This is a genomic window from Pseudomonas sp. NPDC090208 (assembly GCF_044746785.1).
Taxonomy (GTDB): Bacteria; Pseudomonadota; Gammaproteobacteria; order Pseudomonadales; family Pseudomonadaceae; genus Aquipseudomonas.
The window spans coordinates 156132-173516 of record NZ_JBIVCU010000013.1 but is presented as its reverse complement, the minus strand read 5'-3'; the positions used below and the strand labels follow the sequence as shown (position 1 = coordinate 173516).

Annotated in this window: 17 protein-coding genes; 12 read left to right on the top strand and 5 right to left on the bottom strand. The window is 60.0% G+C overall.

Features of this window, described 5'->3' with window-relative positions; genetic code table 11:
• Positions 1-301: 301 nt before the first annotated feature.
• Together ACIPL0_RS21470 and ACIPL0_RS21465 are read right to left on the bottom strand one after the other, a co-directional pair.
• Positions 302-2164, bottom strand: coding sequence for a DUF4105 domain-containing protein (locus ACIPL0_RS21470; protein ID WP_400596481.1), 1863 nt, complete (start codon positions 2162-2164; stop codon positions 302-304).
• A 74-nt stretch (positions 2165-2238) separates the two neighbouring features.
• A complete protein-coding gene (locus tag ACIPL0_RS21465; RefSeq protein WP_400596479.1) occupies positions 2239-2727 on the bottom strand; it encodes a DUF3015 domain-containing protein in 489 nt (162 codons plus the stop codon).
• 282 nt (positions 2728-3009) lie between these two features.
• Between ACIPL0_RS21465 and ACIPL0_RS21460 the strand changes: the two genes are divergently transcribed.
• The 5 genes from ACIPL0_RS21460 to ACIPL0_RS21440 all read left to right on the top strand — a co-directional run bounded on the left by ACIPL0_RS21460 (position 3010) and on the right by ACIPL0_RS21440 (position 7868).
• The gene (locus ACIPL0_RS21460) at positions 3010-5442 is read left to right on the top strand and encodes a Lon protease family protein (protein WP_400596477.1); all 2433 of its coding nucleotides are present in this window, start codon (positions 3010-3012) and stop codon (positions 5440-5442) included.
• Between the two features lie 186 nt (positions 5443-5628).
• Complete coding sequence (locus ACIPL0_RS21455) at positions 5629-5961, top strand: hypothetical protein (RefSeq protein ID WP_400596475.1); 333 nt, start codon at positions 5629-5631, stop codon at positions 5959-5961.
• Between the two features lie 175 nt (positions 5962-6136).
• Positions 6137-6625 (top strand): TIGR00645 family protein, encoded by a 489-nt coding sequence (locus ACIPL0_RS21450; RefSeq protein ID WP_400596473.1) that lies wholly within the window; start codon positions 6137-6139, stop codon positions 6623-6625.
• Positions 6626-6846: 221 nt separating this feature from the next.
• A complete protein-coding gene (locus ACIPL0_RS21445; RefSeq protein WP_400596471.1) occupies positions 6847-7152 on the top strand; it encodes a DUF6482 family protein in 306 nt (101 codons plus the stop codon).
• Positions 7153-7250: 98 nt separating this feature from the next.
• Positions 7251-7868, top strand: a complete 618-nt coding sequence (locus ACIPL0_RS21440) for an FKBP-type peptidyl-prolyl cis-trans isomerase (protein ID WP_400596469.1) — start codon at positions 7251-7253, stop codon at positions 7866-7868.
• A gap of 117 nt (positions 7869-7985) precedes the next feature.
• On the opposite strand, the gene ACIPL0_RS21435 is transcribed toward ACIPL0_RS21440, so the two are convergent.
• Both ACIPL0_RS21435 and ACIPL0_RS21430 read right to left on the bottom strand, forming a co-directional pair.
• Complete coding sequence (locus tag ACIPL0_RS21435) at positions 7986-8228, bottom strand: hypothetical protein (RefSeq protein ID WP_166598370.1); 243 nt, start codon at positions 8226-8228, stop codon at positions 7986-7988.
• A gap of 829 nt (positions 8229-9057) precedes the next feature.
• On the bottom strand, positions 9058-10026 hold the full coding sequence (locus ACIPL0_RS21430; RefSeq protein ID WP_400596466.1) for a polyprenyl synthetase family protein: 969 nt from the start codon (positions 10024-10026) through the stop codon (positions 9058-9060).
• Between the two features lie 242 nt (positions 10027-10268).
• On the opposite strand from ACIPL0_RS21430, the gene rplU reads away from it, so the two are divergent.
• The 5 genes from rplU to ACIPL0_RS21405 all read left to right on the top strand — a co-directional run bounded on the left by rplU (position 10269) and on the right by ACIPL0_RS21405 (position 14033).
• The gene (gene rplU / locus ACIPL0_RS21425) at positions 10269-10583 is read left to right on the top strand and encodes a 50S ribosomal protein L21 (protein ID WP_093464734.1); all 315 of its coding nucleotides are present in this window, start codon (positions 10269-10271) and stop codon (positions 10581-10583) included.
• A 38-nt stretch (positions 10584-10621) separates the two neighbouring features.
• A complete protein-coding gene (rpmA, locus tag ACIPL0_RS21420) occupies positions 10622-10894 on the top strand; it encodes a 50S ribosomal protein L27 (protein ID WP_108237858.1) in 273 nt (90 codons plus the stop codon).
• Between the two features lie 214 nt (positions 10895-11108).
• A complete protein-coding gene (gene cgtA, locus ACIPL0_RS21415; protein WP_400596464.1) occupies positions 11109-12332 on the top strand; it encodes an Obg family GTPase CgtA in 1224 nt (407 codons plus the stop codon).
• Between the two features lie 86 nt (positions 12333-12418).
• A complete protein-coding gene (proB, locus tag ACIPL0_RS21410) occupies positions 12419-13537 on the top strand; it encodes a glutamate 5-kinase (protein ID WP_400596462.1) in 1119 nt (372 codons plus the stop codon).
• Positions 13538-13562: 25 nt separating this feature from the next.
• Positions 13563-14033 carry a CreA family protein gene (locus ACIPL0_RS21405; RefSeq protein WP_400596460.1) on the top strand — a complete coding sequence of 157 codons (471 nt, stop codon included), beginning with the start codon at positions 13563-13565 and terminating at the stop codon, positions 14031-14033.
• A 218-nt stretch (positions 14034-14251) separates the two neighbouring features.
• Here the strand turns inward: ACIPL0_RS21405 and rpsT are convergent, their stop codons facing one another.
• Positions 14252-14530, bottom strand: coding sequence for a 30S ribosomal protein S20 (gene rpsT, locus ACIPL0_RS21400; protein WP_400596458.1), 279 nt, complete (start codon positions 14528-14530; stop codon positions 14252-14254).
• 249 nt (positions 14531-14779) lie between these two features.
• Here rpsT and murJ point away from each other — a divergent pair, with 249 nt between their 5' ends.
• Positions 14780-16318, top strand: a complete 1539-nt coding sequence (gene murJ, locus ACIPL0_RS21395; protein ID WP_400596456.1) for a murein biosynthesis integral membrane protein MurJ — start codon at positions 14780-14782, stop codon at positions 16316-16318.
• Between the two features lie 118 nt (positions 16319-16436).
• Entirely contained in the window at positions 16437-17372 is a 936-nt protein-coding gene (gene ribF / locus ACIPL0_RS21390; protein ID WP_400596454.1) for a bifunctional riboflavin kinase/FAD synthetase, read from the top strand.
• The last annotated feature ends 13 nt before the right edge of the window (positions 17373-17385 follow it).

The following is a 17385-nucleotide window of genomic DNA, read 5'->3' as shown; positions in this document are numbered from 1 at the left end:
CAGGGCTCCCTCCCACAGGTATCGCGGTGTCACCTACATTTCGGTCCGACACCGGCCATGTAGGAGTGAGCTTGCTCGCGATAGCGCCGGGTCAGACACCCTCGCACTGCCAGACCCAGCGCATTCGCGAGCAGGGCTCCCTCCCACAGGTATCGCGGTGTCACCTACATTTCGGTCCGACACCGGCCATGTAGGAGTGAGCTTGCTCGCGATAGCGCCGGGTCAGCCACCCTCGCACTGCCAGACCCGACGCATTCGCGAGCAGGGCTCCCTCCCACAAGACATTGAGCCTGGCCACCGTTCAATAGTGATACCACTTCATCTCCAGCATCACCTCGTTGACCGGCGAGGTCAGCTGGCTGAACTGCCGCTGTGCGCTCAGCCGCAGGCCGAGGTTGCGCGACAGTTCCCATTGCTGGTTGAGGCTCAGGCTGCGGCGCACTTCACCGTTGATGAAGTAATCGCCCTTGGCCTCCATGCTGAAATTGCCCAGCGGATTGCGCCACAGCACACCGGTATTGAAACCGCCGGCCGGTGACACCAGCGCATCGAAGTCATTGTTGTGTTCGACCCGCACAGTGCCCAGAGCGAAGCCGAGCATGTCGTCGCCCAGCTTCCAGGTGCCGCCGGCACCGCCGTTGACGTGGCTGACAAGACTCTCGTCGCCATGCTTGCCCAGCACCCGCTCAAGCCCGCCCGCCACCTGCCACGACCACGGTTGCAGTAACTCGTTGCGTGGTGTCAGTGAGCGGATGGTCGCCAGATCGAGGCGCTGCACCTGCCAGTGGCTGTCTTCGTACTGGCGCAGCTTGAGTTGCAGGATTTCGATCTGCGCGCCCAAGGGGAAACCGTAGGCGTTGTCGTTGAGGTCGTGATAGGCCATGCGCAGACCGTATTCGGCGAAGGCCTTGTCGTCCCGCGTGCCGACGCCCAGTTGCCAGGTGCGCGACTCATGACCGTCTTCCGGCAGGCCGGGGCGTTCGATGTCCAGCGCGGGTGGCGGGTTGGTACTGATCGCCCGCAACAGTTCATAACTGCGCTGCGCCTGACCCGGATCGCGCTCCTGCCCATTGGCGCGATAGCGCTCCAGCCGGTAGGCGGCGTCCTGGATCAGCGCCCTGCGGTCTTTCGGCTGGGCCAGGTAATCAGCGGTCTGCATTTGCTGCTGGTCGGCGCTGACTTTCAGCACCCACTGTTGTTCGTCGTGACTCAACGGCTCGGCGCGGCTCAACAGCTCGCGCTCCTTCGACGGCCGATAGTTGATGCTCTCGACCAGACCGGCGTCCTTGACCGCCCGCACGGTGTCGGTGGGAATCGCCGTCAGGCGGAATTGCGGGGTCAGGTCCAGGCTCGGCCGTGCCACCTGCAGCAACTCCAGCAGGCGGTAGGAGCAGTTCTCGTCGAAGAAGAAATAGCCGAAGCGAATCTGCTTGAGCTCCCACACGTGCTCGACCATGCGCCGGGTTTCTTCCGGGGTCAGGTTCAGGCGGTATTCCCACAAGTCGCGGTTTTCCAGGCTGCGGTATTCGGAGAGCTTTTCCTGATACGGCACCAGCGCGAACAGCCCGGGATAGCCGCCCATCAGGCCTTTCCAGGCGTACAGAATGCTGTTGTCCGAGCCTTCGATATAGGCGCCGAAGTTGATCGCGTAACTGAGTAGCGCGGTCTGGTCGGCCTTCACATTCGCCTGGTCGATGCGCAGCAGGGTATGGCCGAACATCGACGACGGGCTGTTGAGGTAGGCCGCCGGGAAGATCATCACCGTGCTGTCCGGGGCCACATCGGCAAACCACTTGTTGAATTCCTGGCAATCCACCGCTGGCAGATCGGTCAGATGCAGTTCGTCACGCAGAAACCGCGTACGGGACGGGTAGACGCATTGCGGATGGGCGTTTTCCTGGCCGGCGATGACCGGGCGATACAACGCCGCAAGGGTGGCTGCGAGCTCTGCCTTGGGGTCATGGGCGCCATCTTTTGCGAGGAAGAATTTCGGGTCGTCGACATAGCTGCGCCAGCCGCCGAGCTTGCCGGCTTCGTAATGTCCGATGGCTATCCAGAACCTGGAAAGTGCCAATTGCTGCAAACGTTCATCGTCAACATGCGGTGCGGCGGCATACAACGGGGCGCAGACACAGAGCGCCAGCCAGGCAAGGCGTTTGAGCATAGAGTGGCAACTAGTCAGAAGTGGTTGGAAGCGGTGAATGCCTGCCCTTCGGAGAAGGGCAGGGTGCAACGATATCAGGCCTGTGTTGCGTATTTGGCCAGGGTCGGATCGTTCTTCAGGACGTTGAGGGTGTTGTTGTGGACATCTTCCGCCGTGGCATCGGCCTTGGTGAAGATCTGCTGATAGTGCTGGTGGGTGACAGCGGCGAAGTGCTCGCGATCTTCAGGTTTGACGCCCAGCACCACCGCGTAGGTGGTCAGTGCTTCGCCCTGGCCCATGGCCATGTCTTTGGAAAGCTCGTCCATCATGCCGTTCATGGCGAACCAGGACTTGCCGCCGTAGGTCAGTGCGCTGTTGGTGGAGCAGCCGTTGGTGCCGGAGGTCATGCCGAAGGTGGCGTTGCCGGAGGTGCCGTTGGTGGTGGATGCGAGGAAGTGGGCGGGCGTGCCGCGCTGCCCTTCGAACAACATGTTGCCCCAGCCGCAGTCGGGACCGCCAGGTGCTTGAGCCATGGCGTTTATGGACACAGCGGCGAAGAGAGTACCAAGAAGAATCCGTTTCATAGCTTTAGTCTCTGTTGTTTCAACCAAGGGTCTGAATCCTGGCCTGTACGGGCGCCAGGGAGGGCCGGCTTTTCGATTTGTCACCGACCGCGCAGCTTGGAGTTTAGGCAGGTTCTGAATGTTCCGTGGTTTATTGCACTTAGTTGTATGCAGTCCACGGCCTTCAAGGCGTGTAGGAAGGTTCGCCAGGCAAAAAATCATTCCTGTGGATCTTGCCTTGCCAGTCCGGTGCGGCGAGCGCCAGAATGCCTCCATCTGCCCCGCCTGATGTAAGGATGTCCGATGCCCGATTCTGTTGCTGCCAGCTTGCGACTTGCGCCCGAGGCGCTGACCCGTCCCTTTTCCGCTGAACAGTTCAGCTTCACGACAACCAACGATCTGGAACCCTTTCGCGGCGTGCTCGGTCAGGAACGAGCGGTCGAGGCACTACAGTTCGGGGTCGCGATGCCGCGCCCCGGTTACAACGTCTTCGTCATGGGCGAGCCTGGCACCGGTCGCTTCTCGTTCGTCAAACGCTACCTCAAGGCCGAAGGCAAGCGCATGCAGACCCCGTCCGACTGGGTCTACGTCAACAACTTCGACGAGCCGCGCGAGCCCAAGGCGGTGGAATTGCCTCCGGGCAGCGCCAGTTCTTTCATTGCCGACATCAACGGACTGATCGACAACTTGCTGTCGACTTTTCCTGCAGTGTTCGAGCACCCGTCTTACCAGCAAAAGAAAAGCGCCATCGACCGCGCGTTCAACCAGCGCTATGACCGTGCCCTGGACGTGATCGAGCGTCTGGCGCTGGAAAAGGACGTGGCGTTGTACCGCGACAGCAGCAACATCGCATTCACTCCGATGCTCGACGGCAAGGCGCTGGACGAGGCCGAGTTTTCGCAACTGCCGGACGCCGACCGCGAGCGTTTCCACGAAGATATTTCGACCCTGGAAGAGCGCTTGAATGAAGAACTCGCCAGCCTGCCGCAGTGGAAGCGCGAGTCCAACAATCAACTGCGCCAGTTGAACGAAGAAACCATCATTCTGGCCCTGCAGCCGTTACTGTCGCCGCTGTCCGAGCAGTACGCCGAGAACGCGGCGGTCTGTGCCTATCTGCAAGCCATGCAGGTCAACCTGCTGAAAACCGTGGTCGAGCAACTGGTCGACGACGCCAAGACCGACGCCCAGGCGCGCAAGCTGCTGGAAGAGCAGTACTGCCCGAGCCTGGTGGTAGGGCACTCTGCCAGTGGCGGTGCGCCGGTGGTGTTCGAGCCGCACCCGACCTACGACAACCTGTTCGGGCGTATCGAATACAGCACCGATCAGGGCGCGCTGTACACCACCTATCGCCAGTTGCGCCCGGGGGCTTTCCACCGCGCCAATGGCGGCTTCCTGATTCTGGAAGCCGAGAAGATGCTCAGTGAGCCGTTCGTGTGGGATGCGCTCAAGCGTGCCCTGCAATCGCGCAAGCTGAAAATGGAATCGCCGCTGGGTGAACTGGGGCGTATTGCCACCGTGACCCTGACCCCGCAACTGATCCCGCTGCAGGTCAAGGTCATCATCATTGGCGCGCGTTCGCTGTATTACACGCTGCAGGACCTCGATCCGGACTTCCAGGAGATGTTCCGGGTGCTGGTCGATTTCGACGAAGACATTCCGATGGTCGACGAGAGCCTGGAGCAGTTCGCCCAGTTGCTCAAGACACGTACATCGGAGGAAGGCATGGCGCCGCTGACGGCAGACGCGGTGGCGCGTCTGGCGACCTACAGCGCGCGGCTGGCCGAGCACCAGGGGCGTCTGTCGGCGCGTATCGGCGATCTGTTTCAACTGGTCAGCGAGGCGGATTTCATTCGCAGCCTGGCCAACGACGAACGCACCGACGCCGGTCACATCGAACGCGCACTCAAGGCCAAGGCCACCCGTACCGGGCGCGTCTCGGCACGGATTCTCGACGACATGCTGGCCGGCATCATCCTGATCGACACCGCCGGCGCTGCGGTCGGCAAGTGCAACGGCCTGACCGTGCTGGAAGTCGGTGATTCGGCCTTCGGTGTGCCGGCGCGGATTTCCGCCACGGTGTACCCGGGCGGCAGCGGCATCGTCGACATCGAGCGCGAGGTCAACCTCGGTCAGCCGATTCACTCCAAGGGGGTGATGATCCTCACCGGCTATCTGGGTAGCCGCTACGCGCAGGAGTTCCCGCTGGCGATCTCGGCGAGCATCGCGCTGGAACAGTCCTACGGTTACGTGGACGGCGACAGTGCGTCGCTGGGCGAGGTCTGCACGCTGATTTCGGCGCTGTCGAAAACGCCGCTCAAGCAGTGTTTCGCCATCACCGGTTCGATCAACCAGTTCGGCGAAGTGCAGGCTGTGGGTGGAGTCAACGAGAAGATCGAAGGCTTCTTCCGCCTCTGCGAAGCGCGCGGTCTGACCGGCGATCAGGGTGCGATCATCCCGCAGGCCAACGTCGCCACGCTGATGCTCGACGAGCGTGTGCTGCAGGCGGTGCGTGCCGGGCAGTTCCATGTGTATGCGGTGCGTCAGGTCGATGAGGCGCTGAGCCTGCTGGTCGGTGAGCCGGTCGGCGAGGCCGATGAAGAAGGGCAGTTCCCGGAAAATTCGGTGAATGGCCGGGTGGTCGATCGCCTGCGCGACATTGCGGAAATGCTCAGCGAAGAGGATCTGAAAGAGCTCGAAAAAGAGGCGCCACAATTACAACCCGAACTGAAAAGTTGAGGGTTTGACGCCAACTAACCGAGGCGCCTGATGGCAAAATGACCATTCGGCGCCTTTTTTATTTTTACTCTTTTCCAACCGGCTATTTGTTCTCTATTGTCTGAATTGTCACAGTTGTCAAAAGGACTGACGCGTTCCTTCGTGGTTTGAGGGGATGAACACTGTAGCCTCTGGAGGAGCTTCGCCATGCCGCGCAGCCTCTGTCTTACTCGCCAATGCCTGGGTCTGGTGACCCGAATCGAATGTGTGATCCGCCCGCTGTCCGGTGATAACGGCATGTGGACTTTACTGTTCGCCGCCGGAATGTCCGGGGAACAACCTTCCGCCCTCAAGGCCCAAGGGCCCTTTCACGGCCCTGTCGCTGCCGAATCGGTACTCGATGCCATTGCTGAAAGCCTTGCCCTGCACGGCTATCAGACGGCCGAGGAAATGCCGATCTGGAGTCTGCATCTGCAAGGTGAGCTGCGCCGCATCAACGGTGGTGCCTCTCACGGTCAGCGAACGACACCGGTCAACTGAGCGCACTGACAAGCATCGACGGGCACCGCATGGGTGGTCCTGCAACGCAGGGATGTAATGCGGAGTTCGTCGAGCATCACTGTCGATGTGTAATTGTTTCAAGTCTTGTCATGATGACTTGTGCTGTCAGGTGTTGGCCCTATACTCGCGGGCTTTCAATCAACTGTGAGTTTCAATGGAACGCTTTATCGAAAATGCCATGTACGCCTCGCGCTGGTTACTGGCGCCGATCTATTTCGGTTTGTCCCTGGGGCTGTTGGCACTGGCGCTGAAGTTCTTTCAGGAAATCATTCACGTCTTGCCGAATGTGTTTTCGCTGGTTGAATCCGAACTGATTCTGGTGCTGCTGTCGTTGATCGACATGGCGCTGGTGGGCGGTTTGCTGGTGATGGTGATGATGTCCGGCTACGAGAACTTTGTCTCGCAACTGGACATCGACGACAGCAAGGAAAAGCTCAGCTGGCTGGGCAAGATGGACTCGTCTTCGCTGAAGATGAAAGTCGCTGCGTCGATCGTCGCGATCTCTTCGATCCACCTGCTGCGGGTGTTCATGGATGCCAAGAACACGGATCCCGAGTATCTGAAGTGGTACGTGATCATCCACATGACCTTCGTGGTCTCGGCGTTCGCCATGGGTTATCTGGACAAGCTGACCAAGCATTGATGTCCGGTAGGCACCTGTAGGAGTGAGCTTGCTCGCGATCGCGTCAAGTCAGACACCTCGATGTCGACTGATACGACGCGATCGCGAGCAAGCTCACTCCTACAAAGACAAATCGACCGCCATCAAACCAGACCAGCGGCAGCCCCATTTCCTTGTGCTCCGGCCAGAGTGGGCAAGACTTGTTCTTGCCTGCCAAAGTCCGCGATCAAGAGGAACACTCCATGAATCTGCAGGAACTCACCGCCCACGCCAATGCCGGCCGCATTGACGAGCTCAACCTCATCTCCATGGAAGGCGGCATCTATCTGCTGGAAGCACGCATGCAGGGTGCGGCTCACCCGCTGAATGACGCGCAGGGCAAGACCATGCACCTGCGTTCGGTCGAACACGCCCGCGATGTGCTGCATTCGGTATCGAAGATGCCGCTGAATCTGGTACACGCCGTGGTTCACGATGAAATGTGCGGCATGCAGGACACCGATGAACAGGTAGTTCGCGTGCCGATGTCGATCCGCTCGGCCTGGTAACGCCTCACCGCGTGCCTAGGGGGGATTGGTCAGATGTGCTAGGCTGCTCGGCCTTTTAGTTCAGGGCGCCCGCGGGCGCTCTTCAGCGGAGCAGGATCATGTCCGAAGTCAATCTGTCCACCGACGAAACCCGCGTCAGCTACGGTATTGGCCGTCAGCTGGGCGACCAACTGCGCGACAACCCGCCTCCGGGCGTCAGCCTGGACGCCATTCTGGCCGGTCTGACCGACGCGTTCGGTGGCCAGCCAAGCCGTGTCAGCCAGGAAGAAATGGCGGCCAGCTTCAAAGTCATCCGCGACATCATGCAGGCCGAAGCGGCTGCAAAAGCTGAAGCGGCTGCCGGTGCTGGCAAGGCCTACCTGGCTGAAAACGCCAAGCGTGAAGGTGTGACCACGCTGGAATCGGGTCTGCAGTACGAAGTCATCACCAGCGGCGAAGGCGCTCAGCCGACCCGCGAAAGCAACGTGCGTACTCACTACCACGGCATGCTGATCGACGGCACCGTGTTCGACAGCTCCTACGATCGTGGCGAGCCGGCTGAATTCCCGGTAGGCGGCGTGATCGCTGGCTGGACCGAAGCCCTGCAACTGATGAAAGCCGGCAGCAAATGGCGCCTGCACGTTCCTGCCGAGCTGGCCTATGGCGCTCAAGGCGTGGGCAGCATCCCGCCGCACAGCGTGCTGGTATTCGACGTCGAGCTGCTCGACGTCCTGTAAGGCAGCTTCAAGCTTCAAGTGGTGAGCTTCAAGTCAAAGCCCTGCGTTGCTGACTGCCTCTGATCGGTCAGTCAGCGACGAACCGCTTGCAGCTTGTTACTCGCCACTTGCAGCTGCTCAATGCAGTTCACATGCGGGGCGCAACGCCCGTGCATAGCAGAACAGAAACAGACTGCGCACCATCTCCTTCTGAATCCCCGGCTCGCATGAACTGAGACTGTTGACGTCCAGGTCGCCCTGATCACGCAGTTCGTCCAGTGCATCTTCTTCCAGCACGGCACACACCTCGCCGGTTTCGCGGTGCAGGATGCGCAGATAGGGGTGTGGCCGATCCAGCCAGGCGTCGATCAGATAGGTCATGTCCGTTCTCCTTGAAAAGGTTTCAATGAGAATAATTCTTATCTGTAGAATAGCAAGGATCTATTTGAGATTAATTCGCATTGATGGCCGGTGGTCTTTGTAGGAGCGCGCTTGCGCGCGATCGGCGAGGCACTCGTCGTAAAACCTGTGCATGCGGTGTGTCTGATGGATTGCTGAGTCTGCTAACGCAGCCTTGTTTCGCCTGATGGCACGTTACGCGGACCTTGTAGGAGCTGGCTTGTCCTGCGAGCGGCGACGAAGTCGTCGTAAAACCTGTACACGCGGTTTGTCTGATGTATTGCTGGTCTGCTAACGCAGCCCTGTTTCGCCTGGCGGCGAGTTACTTGGAAAAGCCCCAAGTAACCAAGGGCTCTTTACCCCGCCATACGGTGCCTCGCTAATGCTCGGCATACCCGCACTCCGGCAATGCTCCGTGGGCACGCCGCGAATGGGCCATCCATGGCCCAACGCGGCTCTCGCGGCATCCATGCCGCTCGGCCCACTGCGCATCGCCTGCGTTCGGCCTTCTGGGACGGGGCCCCAAGATCAAACGCCAAAGCCAAATCCAAATCCAAAGCCAAAGCCAAAGCGAAGGCCAAAGCGAAAGCCGGACTGGGAGTTGTGGTACTGCCAGCTTTTGATTCTGGCCGAAGGCCGTGGGAGCCGGCTTGCTGGCGAAGGCGTCGGGTCAGTCAATGCTGTTATGGCTGACACACCGCTTTTGCGAGCAGAGCTCCCTCCCACAGGCTTTGTGGCGCGTCTGCAGATTTGGGTATGGCACAAAAAAGCCCGTCACAGTGGACGGGCTTCTTGTGGAGCTGGGCGTCGATCAGTGCGTGCGGGCGACCGCAAATTCGCTCAGCTCGATCAGCGCATCGCGGTATTCGCTGGCCGGCAGTACGTCGAGGCAGGCGATGGCGCGAGCTGCGTAGTCACGGGCCAGACGGGCGGTGTAGTCCAGCGCGCCGGAGGCTTCCACGGCATTGCGGATGCTTTCGAGATCTTCCAGGCCGCCTTTCTGAATGGCCTGGCGCACCAGCGCGGCCTGTTCCGGCGTACCTTCACGCATGGTGTAGATCAACGGCAGGGTCGGCTTGCCTTCTGCAAGGTCGTCACCGACGTTCTTGCCCAGGGTTTCCGCGTCGCCACGGTAGTCGAGCAGGTCGTCCACCAACTGGAAGGCCACACCCAGGTGATCGCCAAAGGTGCGCAGCGCTTCGCTCTGCTTTTCGTCGGCTTCGGCCAGCGCAGCGGCGCTGTGGGTCGAGGCTTCGAAGAGCATGGCGGTCTTGCCGCGGATCACTTCCATGTAGGTTTCTTCGGTGGTGCTGGCGTCGCGCACTTTCGACAGCTGCAGCACTTCGCCCTCGGCGATGACGCGAGTGGCTTTCGAGAGAATCTTCATCACTGGCATCGAGCCCAGTTCAACCATCATCTCGAACGAGCGCGAGTACAGGAAATCGCCAACCAGAACGCTCGGCGCGTTGCCCCACATGGCGTTGGCGGTAGAGCGGCCACGACGCATGCCGGACATGTCGACCACGTCGTCGTGCAGCAGGGTGGCGGTGTGGAGGAATTCGATGGTGGCAGCCAGCAGGCGCAGGTCGTCACCGCCGCGGCCCAGTGCCTTGCCGCACAGCAGAACCAGCAACGGACGCAGGCGTTTGCCGCCGGCGGAGGTGATGTAGTCGCCGATTTTCGAGACCAGCGGCACGCGCGATGTCAGCTGCTTCTTGATAATGTGGTCGACGGCTGTAAAGTCGTCCGCCACAGCGCGGTAGAAGGCTTGGGGTTGCATCAGCGAGACGTGCTCCATAAGGGTTGCGCGGCATGCTAGGTGGCAGGCCCCACCCTGTCAAGGCGTGACGTAACGCCGCTTGCAAGGCGCTCGTGGCTTGCGTACAATCGCGCACCCTAACTTTCCTGGGCAGCACCTGCCTTACGCAATTGCATGATGAGCCTTTCCAGCCGCATGCAGCCATGCCAGCCGATACTCTTCCTATAAAGAGCTGGGTGAGCAGGATTTTCGGAGATATACCCATGTCGTACGCAGTAATCGTTACTGGTGGCAAGCAGTACAAAGTCGCCCCAGGTGAATACCTGAAAATTGAAAAACTGGAAGTCGCTACTGGCGAAACCGTTACCTTCGACCGCGTTCTGCTGGTTGCCAACGGTGACGACGTCAACATCGGCGCTCCAGTTGTAGCCGGCGCTACCGTTGTGGCTGAAGTGATCTCCCAGGGTCGTCACGATAAAGTCCGCATCATCAAGTTCCGCCGTCGTAAGCACCACATGAAGCGTATGGGCCACCGCCAGTGGTTCACCGAGATCAAAATCACCGGTATCCAGGCCTGATTCTTTCAGCCTGATACCCATATAGGAGTATTGAACTCATGGCACACAAAAAAGCTGGTGGTAGTACCCGTAACGGTCGCGACTCAGAAGCCAAACGACTTGGCGTGAAGATGTATGGCGGCCAGGTCATCGTTCCGGGCAACATCATCGTGCGTCAGCGCGGCACCCAATTCCACGCTGGCTACGGCGTTGGCATGGGCAAGGATCACACCCTGTTCGCTAAAGTCGAAGGCGTGATCAAGTTTGAAGTCAAAGGCGCCTTCGGTCGTCGCTATGTAAGCATCGTGCCAAAGACTGAAGTCGCGGCATAATCTTGCAGTAGCAGCAAAAGGCCCTGTCGTTGACAGGGCTTTTTTGTTTGTAGAGGCGGGGAAATTGCCGCCCTGGTGAGTCTCTTGCAAAGCTGTTTGTGTGGGCCGTTGTGGTGTGAAGCGCTGGTTTTTGATCGGTACCGCAACGCTCATCTTTGCAAGAGCCTTATGAATTTATGTTGTTTGCTCGTCTTTGTGACGGGAGGCGTGCGTTATGAAGTTTGTTGATGAAGTATCCATTCGGGTGAAGGCTGGTGACGGCGGCAACGGTTGCATGAGCTTCCGTCGCGAAAAATTCATCGAAAACGGTGGTCCCAACGGTGGTGATGGCGGTGATGGCGGTTCGATCTTCATGGTCGCCGACGAGAACCTCAACACCCTGGTCGACTATCGCTACACCCGTCATTTTGAAGCCGAGCGCGGTTCCAATGGCGGCAGCACCGACTGCACCGGGCGCAAGGGCGAGGATCTGGTCCTGCGCGTGCCGGTCGGCACGACCGTGATCGATGCGGGCACTCAGGAAATCATCGGTGACCTGACCAAAGCCGGTCAGCGCCTGATGGTGGTGCAGGGTGGCTGGCACGGTCTGGGCAACACTCGCTTCAAGTCGAGTACCAACCGTGCGCCGCGTCAGACCACGCCGGGCAAGCCGGGTGAGCAGCGTGACCTGAAACTGGAAATGAAAGTGCTGGCCGACGTCGGTCTGCTGGGTTTGCCGAATGCCGGCAAGAGCACCTTCATTCGTTCGGTGTCGGCCGCCAAGCCGAAGGTTGCCGACTATCCGTTCACCACGTTGGTGCCGAACCTGGGTGTGGTCAGCGTCGATCGCTGGAAGAGCTTCGTCATTGCCGACATTCCGGGCCTGATCGAAGGTGCTTCCGATGGTGCCGGTCTGGGGATTCGCTTCCTCAAGCACCTGGCGCGTACTCGCCTACTGCTGCACCTCGTCGACATGGCGCCGCTGGATGAAAGCAATCCGGCCGATGCTGCAGAAGTCATCGTCAACGAGCTGGTCAAATTCAGCCCTGCGCTGTCGGATCGCGATCGCTGGCTGGTGCTGAACAAGTGCGACATGCTGCCGGAAGATCAGCATGAGGCGGTCAAGGCAGCGATTGTCGAGCGCCTGAACTGGACCGGTCCGGTGTACATGATTTCGGCGATTTCCAAGCTGGGCACCGAGCGCATCAGTCACGACATCATGCGTTACCTGGAAGATCGCGCTGATCGTCTGGCCAATGACCCGGCCTACGCCGAAGAACTGGCCGAGCTGGATCAGCGTATCGAAGACGAGGCGCGTGCTCAGCTGCAGGCGCTGGACGACAAGCGTGCGCTGCGTCGCAGTGGCGTGAAGAGCGTGCATGACGCCAGTGATGACGATTGGGATGATGATTTCGAGGACGATGAAGACGGTCCGGAAATCATTTACGTCCGTGAGTGATCAAGTGAAGTAAACTGCAACGCCGCTCTCTGGAGCGGCGTTTTAGTATCTTGAATATGGACTCTCTGGCTTAAGGTTGAAAGATCATGCGCAGCAAGGTAACAGGTGCCCAGCGTTGGGTGGTGAAGATCGGAAGCGCGCTGCTGACAGCAGACGGTAAGGGTCTTGACCGCAATGCGATGGGTGTTTGGGTCGAGCAGATGGTGGCGCTGCATGAAGCAGGCGTCGAACTGGTTCTGGTTTCATCCGGTGCGGTGGCTGCCGGGATGAGTCGACTGGGCTGGGCTGCACGACCGAGTGCCATGCATGAGCTTCAGGCGGCGGCTGCCATCGGTCAGATGGGGTTGGTGCAGGCCTGGGAGTCGAGTTTTGCCGAGCATGACCGGCACACGGCGCAGATTCTGCTGACCCACGACGACCTGTCCGACCGCAAGCGCTACCTCAATGCGCGCAGTACGCTGCGTACGCTGGTCGAGCTGGGTGTGGTGCCGGTGATCAATGAGAACGACACCGTGGTTACCGACGAAATCCGTTTTGGTGACAACGACACGCTGGCGGCGCTGGTGGCCAACCTGGTCGAGGCTGATCTGCTGGTCATTCTGACCGACCGCGATGGCATGTTCGATGCCGATCCGCGCAACAATCCTGAAGCTCAGCTGATCTACGAAGCGCGTGCCGATGATCCGGCGCTGGATGCGGTGGCGGGTGGTACCGGTGGTGCGCTGGGGCGTGGCGGCATGCAGACCAAGCTGCGCGCTGCGCGTCTGGCGGCGCGTTCCGGGGCACATACGGTGATCGTTGGTGGGCGTATCGAGCGCGTGCTGGCGCGTCTCAAGGCGGGTGAGCAGCTCGGTACGCTGCTGTCGCCGGAGCGCGGCATGCTGGCTGCGCGCAAGCAGTGGCTGGCCGGGCATCTGCAGACCCGCGGTACGCTGGTGCTGGACGACGGTGCGGTAAAAGCGCTGACCGAAAGCAACAAGAGCTTGTTGCCGGTGGGTGTGAAAGTGGTTCAGGGCAGCTTCCGTCGCGGCGAAATGGTGGTGTGCGTGGCGGCGGACGGTCGCGAAATCGCCCGTGGTCTGAGCAACTACAGCGCGCTGGAGGCACAGAAGATCATCGGTCAGCCGTCCGACGCCATCGTTCGCGAGTTGGGCTATATGGCCGAGCCTGAATTGGTTCATCGCGACAACCTGATCCTGGTCTGAACGCTGTCTCAATAAGGAAGTCGTGATGCGAATCGTGAAAGGGATCGTGGGTGCGCTGCTGATGTTGCCGCTGCTGGCCTCTGCCGAGGAGATCGGTCAGGTGTCGACGGTGTTCAAATTCGTCGGCCCGAACGACCGGATTGTTGTAGAAGCGTTCGATGATCCGAAGGTCGATGGTGTGACGTGCTACCTGTCCCGTGCCAAGACTGGCGGCCTGAAAGGTGGGTTGGGGCTGGCTGAGGATCGTGCCGAAGCGTCGATTGCCTGTCGCCAGGTCGGGCCGATCCATTTCAAGGATCAGCTCAAGGATGGCGAGGAGGTGTTCAAGGAGCGCACATCGCTGGTGTTCAAGACCATGCAGGTAGTGCGCTTCCTCGACAAGAAGCGCAACACCCTGGTGTACCTGGTCTATAGCGACCGGGTCATCGAGGGCAGTCCGCAGAATGCCGTGACAGCGATTCCGATCCTGCCGTGGGCGCCTGCGCCGGCGCCCTAGGTCGGTATGTAAGTCCCGGGTGATGCATGCCTCTGTGGGAGGGAGCCTTGCTCGCGAAAGTGTCATGCCAGTCGATGATGGGTCGTCTGGTCTGGCGCTTTCGCGAGCAGGGCTCCCTCCCATAGGTTCTGGGTCTGGTCTTTGGGTGGTGTGTCGGTAAATCGCAGGCAATAAAAAACCGACCCTAAGGTCGGTTTTTTAAACAATCAATCAACAGATCAAGCAGCAGCAGCGGCTTTCAGATCCTTGATGTGACCGTTCAGGCGGCTCTTATGACGAGCAGCCTTGTTCTTGTGGATGATGCCTTTATCGGCCATACGGTCGATAACTGGCACAGCCAGAACGTAAGCAGCTTGTGCTTTGTCTGCGTCTTTTGCGTCGATGGCTTTAACTACGTTCTTGATGTAGGTACGAACCATGGAACGCAGGCTGGCGTTGTGGCTGCGACGCTTCTCAGCCTGTTTTGCACGTTTTTTGGCGGAAGGTGAGTTGGCCACCGTCGAGCTCCTCGAAAGACTTGGTAAATAGCTAACAAAATAGGCCGCGAATCATGCCGATGAGTTGAAGGGTTGTCAAGGGCGGATGATGCGTTCCGCTGAGTGGTCGCCGTGTAGAACCGGAGTGATTTCTTTCCGGCGTGCGACCTGTAAACTCGCGGGTTTTGGCTCTGTGCTTTTTGCGGCGCGGAGTATCGCACAAATGGAAGGCGCTTTGGCGCTTCCTTCGGTCGGGCGCATACATTTTCGATGAATCTACTCAAGTCGCTGGCAGCCGTCAGCTCTATCACGATGCTTTCGCGGGTGCTGGGCTTTGTCCGTGACACGATCATCGCCCGCACGTTCGGCGCCGGAATGGCGACCGATGCCTTCTTCATTGCGTTCAAGCTGCCCAACCTGTTGCGGCGAATTTTCGCCGAAGGGGCGTTCTCCCAGGCGTTCGTGCCGATCCTGGCCGAATATAAAAGCCAGCAAGGCGAGGAGGCGAGTCGCACTTTTGTCGCGTATGTCACCGGTCTGCTGACACTGGCGCTCGCGCTGGTCACGGTGCTGGGCATCGTTTTCGCGCCCTGGGTGATCTGGGCGACAGCGCCCGGCTTTGCCGACACCCCGGAAAAATTCCAGCTGACCACCGATCTGTTGCGGGTCACCTTTCCTTATATATTGCTGATCTCGCTGTCCTCGCTGGCCGGGGCGATCCTCAATACCTGGAACCGTTTCTCGGTGCCGGCCTTCGTGCCGACCCTGCTCAACCTGGCGATGATCTTCTTTGCGCTGTTTCTGGTGCCGTACTTCCATCCGCCGGTCATGGCGTTGGGTTGGGCGGTACTGGCGGGAGGCTTGCTGCAATTGCTGTATCAACTGCCGCATCTGAAAAAGATCGGCATGCTGGTGCTGCCGCGCATCAACCTGCGCGATACCGGCGTCTGGCGGGTCATGAAACAGATGCTGCCGGCAATGCTCGGTGTGTCGGTGAGCCAGATTTCCCTGATCATCAACACCATTTTCGCGTCGTTCCTGGTCGCAGGCTCGGTGTCGTGGATGTATTACGCCGACCGTCTGATGGAGTTGCCGTCCGGCGTGCTGGGCGTGGCGCTGGGGACGATCCTGCTGCCGATCCTGTCGAAAACCTACGCCAACAAGGATCGTCACGAGTACTCGCGGATTCTCGACTGGGGCCTGCGCCTGTGTTTTCTGCTGGTGCTGCCGTGCATGCTGGCGCTGGGCCTGCTGGCTGAGCCGCTGACCGTATCGCTGTTCCAGTACGGCAAGTTCGATGCCGAAGATGCGGCCATGACCCAACGTGCTTTGGTCGCGTATTCAGTCGGGCTGCTGGGCATCATCATGATCAAGGTGCTGGCCCCCGGTTTCTACGCCCAACAGAACATTCGCACTCCGGTGAAGATCGCGATCTTCACTCTGGTGGTCACCCAGTTGCTCAACCTTGCCTTTATCGGGCCGCTGCAGCACGCGGGGCTTGCGCTGGCGATCAGCGTCGGCGCCTGTATCAATGCCGGCCTGCTGTACGTGCAGTTGCGCAGGCATGACTTGTTTCAGCCGCAGCCCGGCTGGCCGGTGTTTCTGCTCAAGCTGCTGGCGGCGGTCGGCGTGATGTCGGCGGTGTTGCTGGGGTTGATGCACTTCATGCCGAGCTGGTCCGACGGTCAGATGACCGAGCGTTTCCTGCGCCTTGGCGTGTTGGTGGCGGCGGGCGTGGTGACGTATTTCGGCATGTTGCTGTTGCTGGGGTTCCGTGTCCGGCATTTCGCCCGCAAGGCGATCATGTAGGCTCAATCGTCGGTTTTTGCCGGTTAACGACGGTTGCCGTGTGCTGTCCTGAAGTGTCGCCTGTCGTTGACGGCGGTGTGTGGTTATAATCGGCCACTTTATGAGCAAGAAGCGCGTTATGCAGCTGGTTCGAGGCCTTCACAATCTGCGCCCCCAGCATCGGGGCTGCGTCGCCACCATTGGCAATTTCGACGGTGTTCACCGTGGTCACCAGGCTATCCTGGCGCGGCTGCGTGAACGGGCCGTGGAGTTGGGCCTGCCCAGCTGCGTGGTGATTTTCGAGCCACAGCCGCGCGAATTCTTCGCCCCGGACACCGCGCCGGCGCGTCTGGCCCGGTTGCGTGACAAGCTTCAATTGCTCGCCGGTGAAGGCATCGATCAGGTCGTGTGCCTGGCGTTCAACCAGCGCCTGAGCAAGCTGAGCGCCGCCGAGTTTGTCGACACCGTACTGGTCGACGGCCTGGGCGTGAAGCATCTGGAGGTCGGTGACGATTTCCGCTTCGGCTGTGACCGGGTCGGCGATTTCGACTTTCTGCAACAGGCCGGCGCCGCCAAGGGCTTTACCGTGGAAGCCGCGCAGACCGTGGAAATCGACGGTGTGCGCGTCAGCAGCACGAAAATACGCAACGCGCTGGCGGTGGCCGATTTCACCCTGGCCGAGCATCTGCTGGGTCGTCGTTTCGAAATCACCGGCCGGGTGCTGCATGGCCAGAAGCTGGCGCGTCAGTTGGGTACGCCCACTGCCAACGTGCAGCTCAAGCGTCGCCGAGTGCCGCTGAGTGGCGTGTATCTGGTCAGCGCCGAAATCGACGGCAAGGTCTGGCCGGGTGTCGCCAACATCGGCGTACGACCGACCGTGGCGGGGGATGGACGCCCGCACCTGGAAATACATCTTCTGGATTTTGCCGGCGATATCTATGGCCGGCGTTTGACGGTGGTTTTCCACCAAAAGCTGCGTGATGAGCAGCGTTTTGCCTCCCTGGAGGCGCTGAAGACGGCGATCGATGCGGATGTCGCTGCCGCCCGTGCCCACTGGGGCATGGTCAACCGCTAACCTAGAGCCTGAA

Excerpts from the sequence above, each read along its gene's own strand:
- murJ (WP_400596456.1), top strand. The coding sequence starts at position 14,780 with ATGAATCTACTCAAGTCGCTGGCAGCCGTCAGCTCTATCACGATGCTT.
- ACIPL0_RS21440 (WP_400596469.1), top strand. The coding sequence starts at position 7,251 with ATGTCCGAAGTCAATCTGTCCACCGACGAAACCCGCGTCAGCTACGGT.
- ACIPL0_RS21405 (WP_400596460.1), top strand. The coding sequence starts at position 13,563 with ATGCGAATCGTGAAAGGGATCGTGGGTGCGCTGCTGATGTTGCCGCTG.
- ACIPL0_RS21445 (WP_400596471.1), top strand. The coding sequence starts at position 6,847 with ATGAATCTGCAGGAACTCACCGCCCACGCCAATGCCGGCCGCATTGAC.
- ACIPL0_RS21430 (WP_400596466.1), bottom strand. The coding sequence starts at position 10,026 with ATGCAACCCCAAGCCTTCTACCGCGCTGTGGCGGACGACTTTACAGCC.
- ACIPL0_RS21460 (WP_400596477.1), top strand. The coding sequence starts at position 3,010 with ATGCCCGATTCTGTTGCTGCCAGCTTGCGACTTGCGCCCGAGGCGCTG.
- ACIPL0_RS21455 (WP_400596475.1), top strand. The coding sequence starts at position 5,629 with ATGCCGCGCAGCCTCTGTCTTACTCGCCAATGCCTGGGTCTGGTGACC.
- rplU (WP_093464734.1), top strand. The coding sequence starts at position 10,269 with ATGTCGTACGCAGTAATCGTTACTGGTGGCAAGCAGTACAAAGTCGCC.
- ACIPL0_RS21470 (WP_400596481.1), bottom strand. The coding sequence starts at position 2,164 with ATGCTCAAACGCCTTGCCTGGCTGGCGCTCTGTGTCTGCGCCCCGTTG.
- ribF (WP_400596454.1), top strand. The coding sequence starts at position 16,437 with ATGCAGCTGGTTCGAGGCCTTCACAATCTGCGCCCCCAGCATCGGGGC.
- proB (WP_400596462.1), top strand. The coding sequence starts at position 12,419 with ATGCGCAGCAAGGTAACAGGTGCCCAGCGTTGGGTGGTGAAGATCGGA.
- rpmA (WP_108237858.1), top strand. The coding sequence starts at position 10,622 with ATGGCACACAAAAAAGCTGGTGGTAGTACCCGTAACGGTCGCGACTCA.
- cgtA (WP_400596464.1), top strand. The coding sequence starts at position 11,109 with ATGAAGTTTGTTGATGAAGTATCCATTCGGGTGAAGGCTGGTGACGGC.
- ACIPL0_RS21435 (WP_166598370.1), bottom strand. The coding sequence starts at position 8,228 with ATGACCTATCTGATCGACGCCTGGCTGGATCGGCCACACCCCTATCTG.
- ACIPL0_RS21465 (WP_400596479.1), bottom strand. The coding sequence starts at position 2,727 with ATGAAACGGATTCTTCTTGGTACTCTCTTCGCCGCTGTGTCCATAAAC.
- ACIPL0_RS21450 (WP_400596473.1), top strand. The coding sequence starts at position 6,137 with ATGGAACGCTTTATCGAAAATGCCATGTACGCCTCGCGCTGGTTACTG.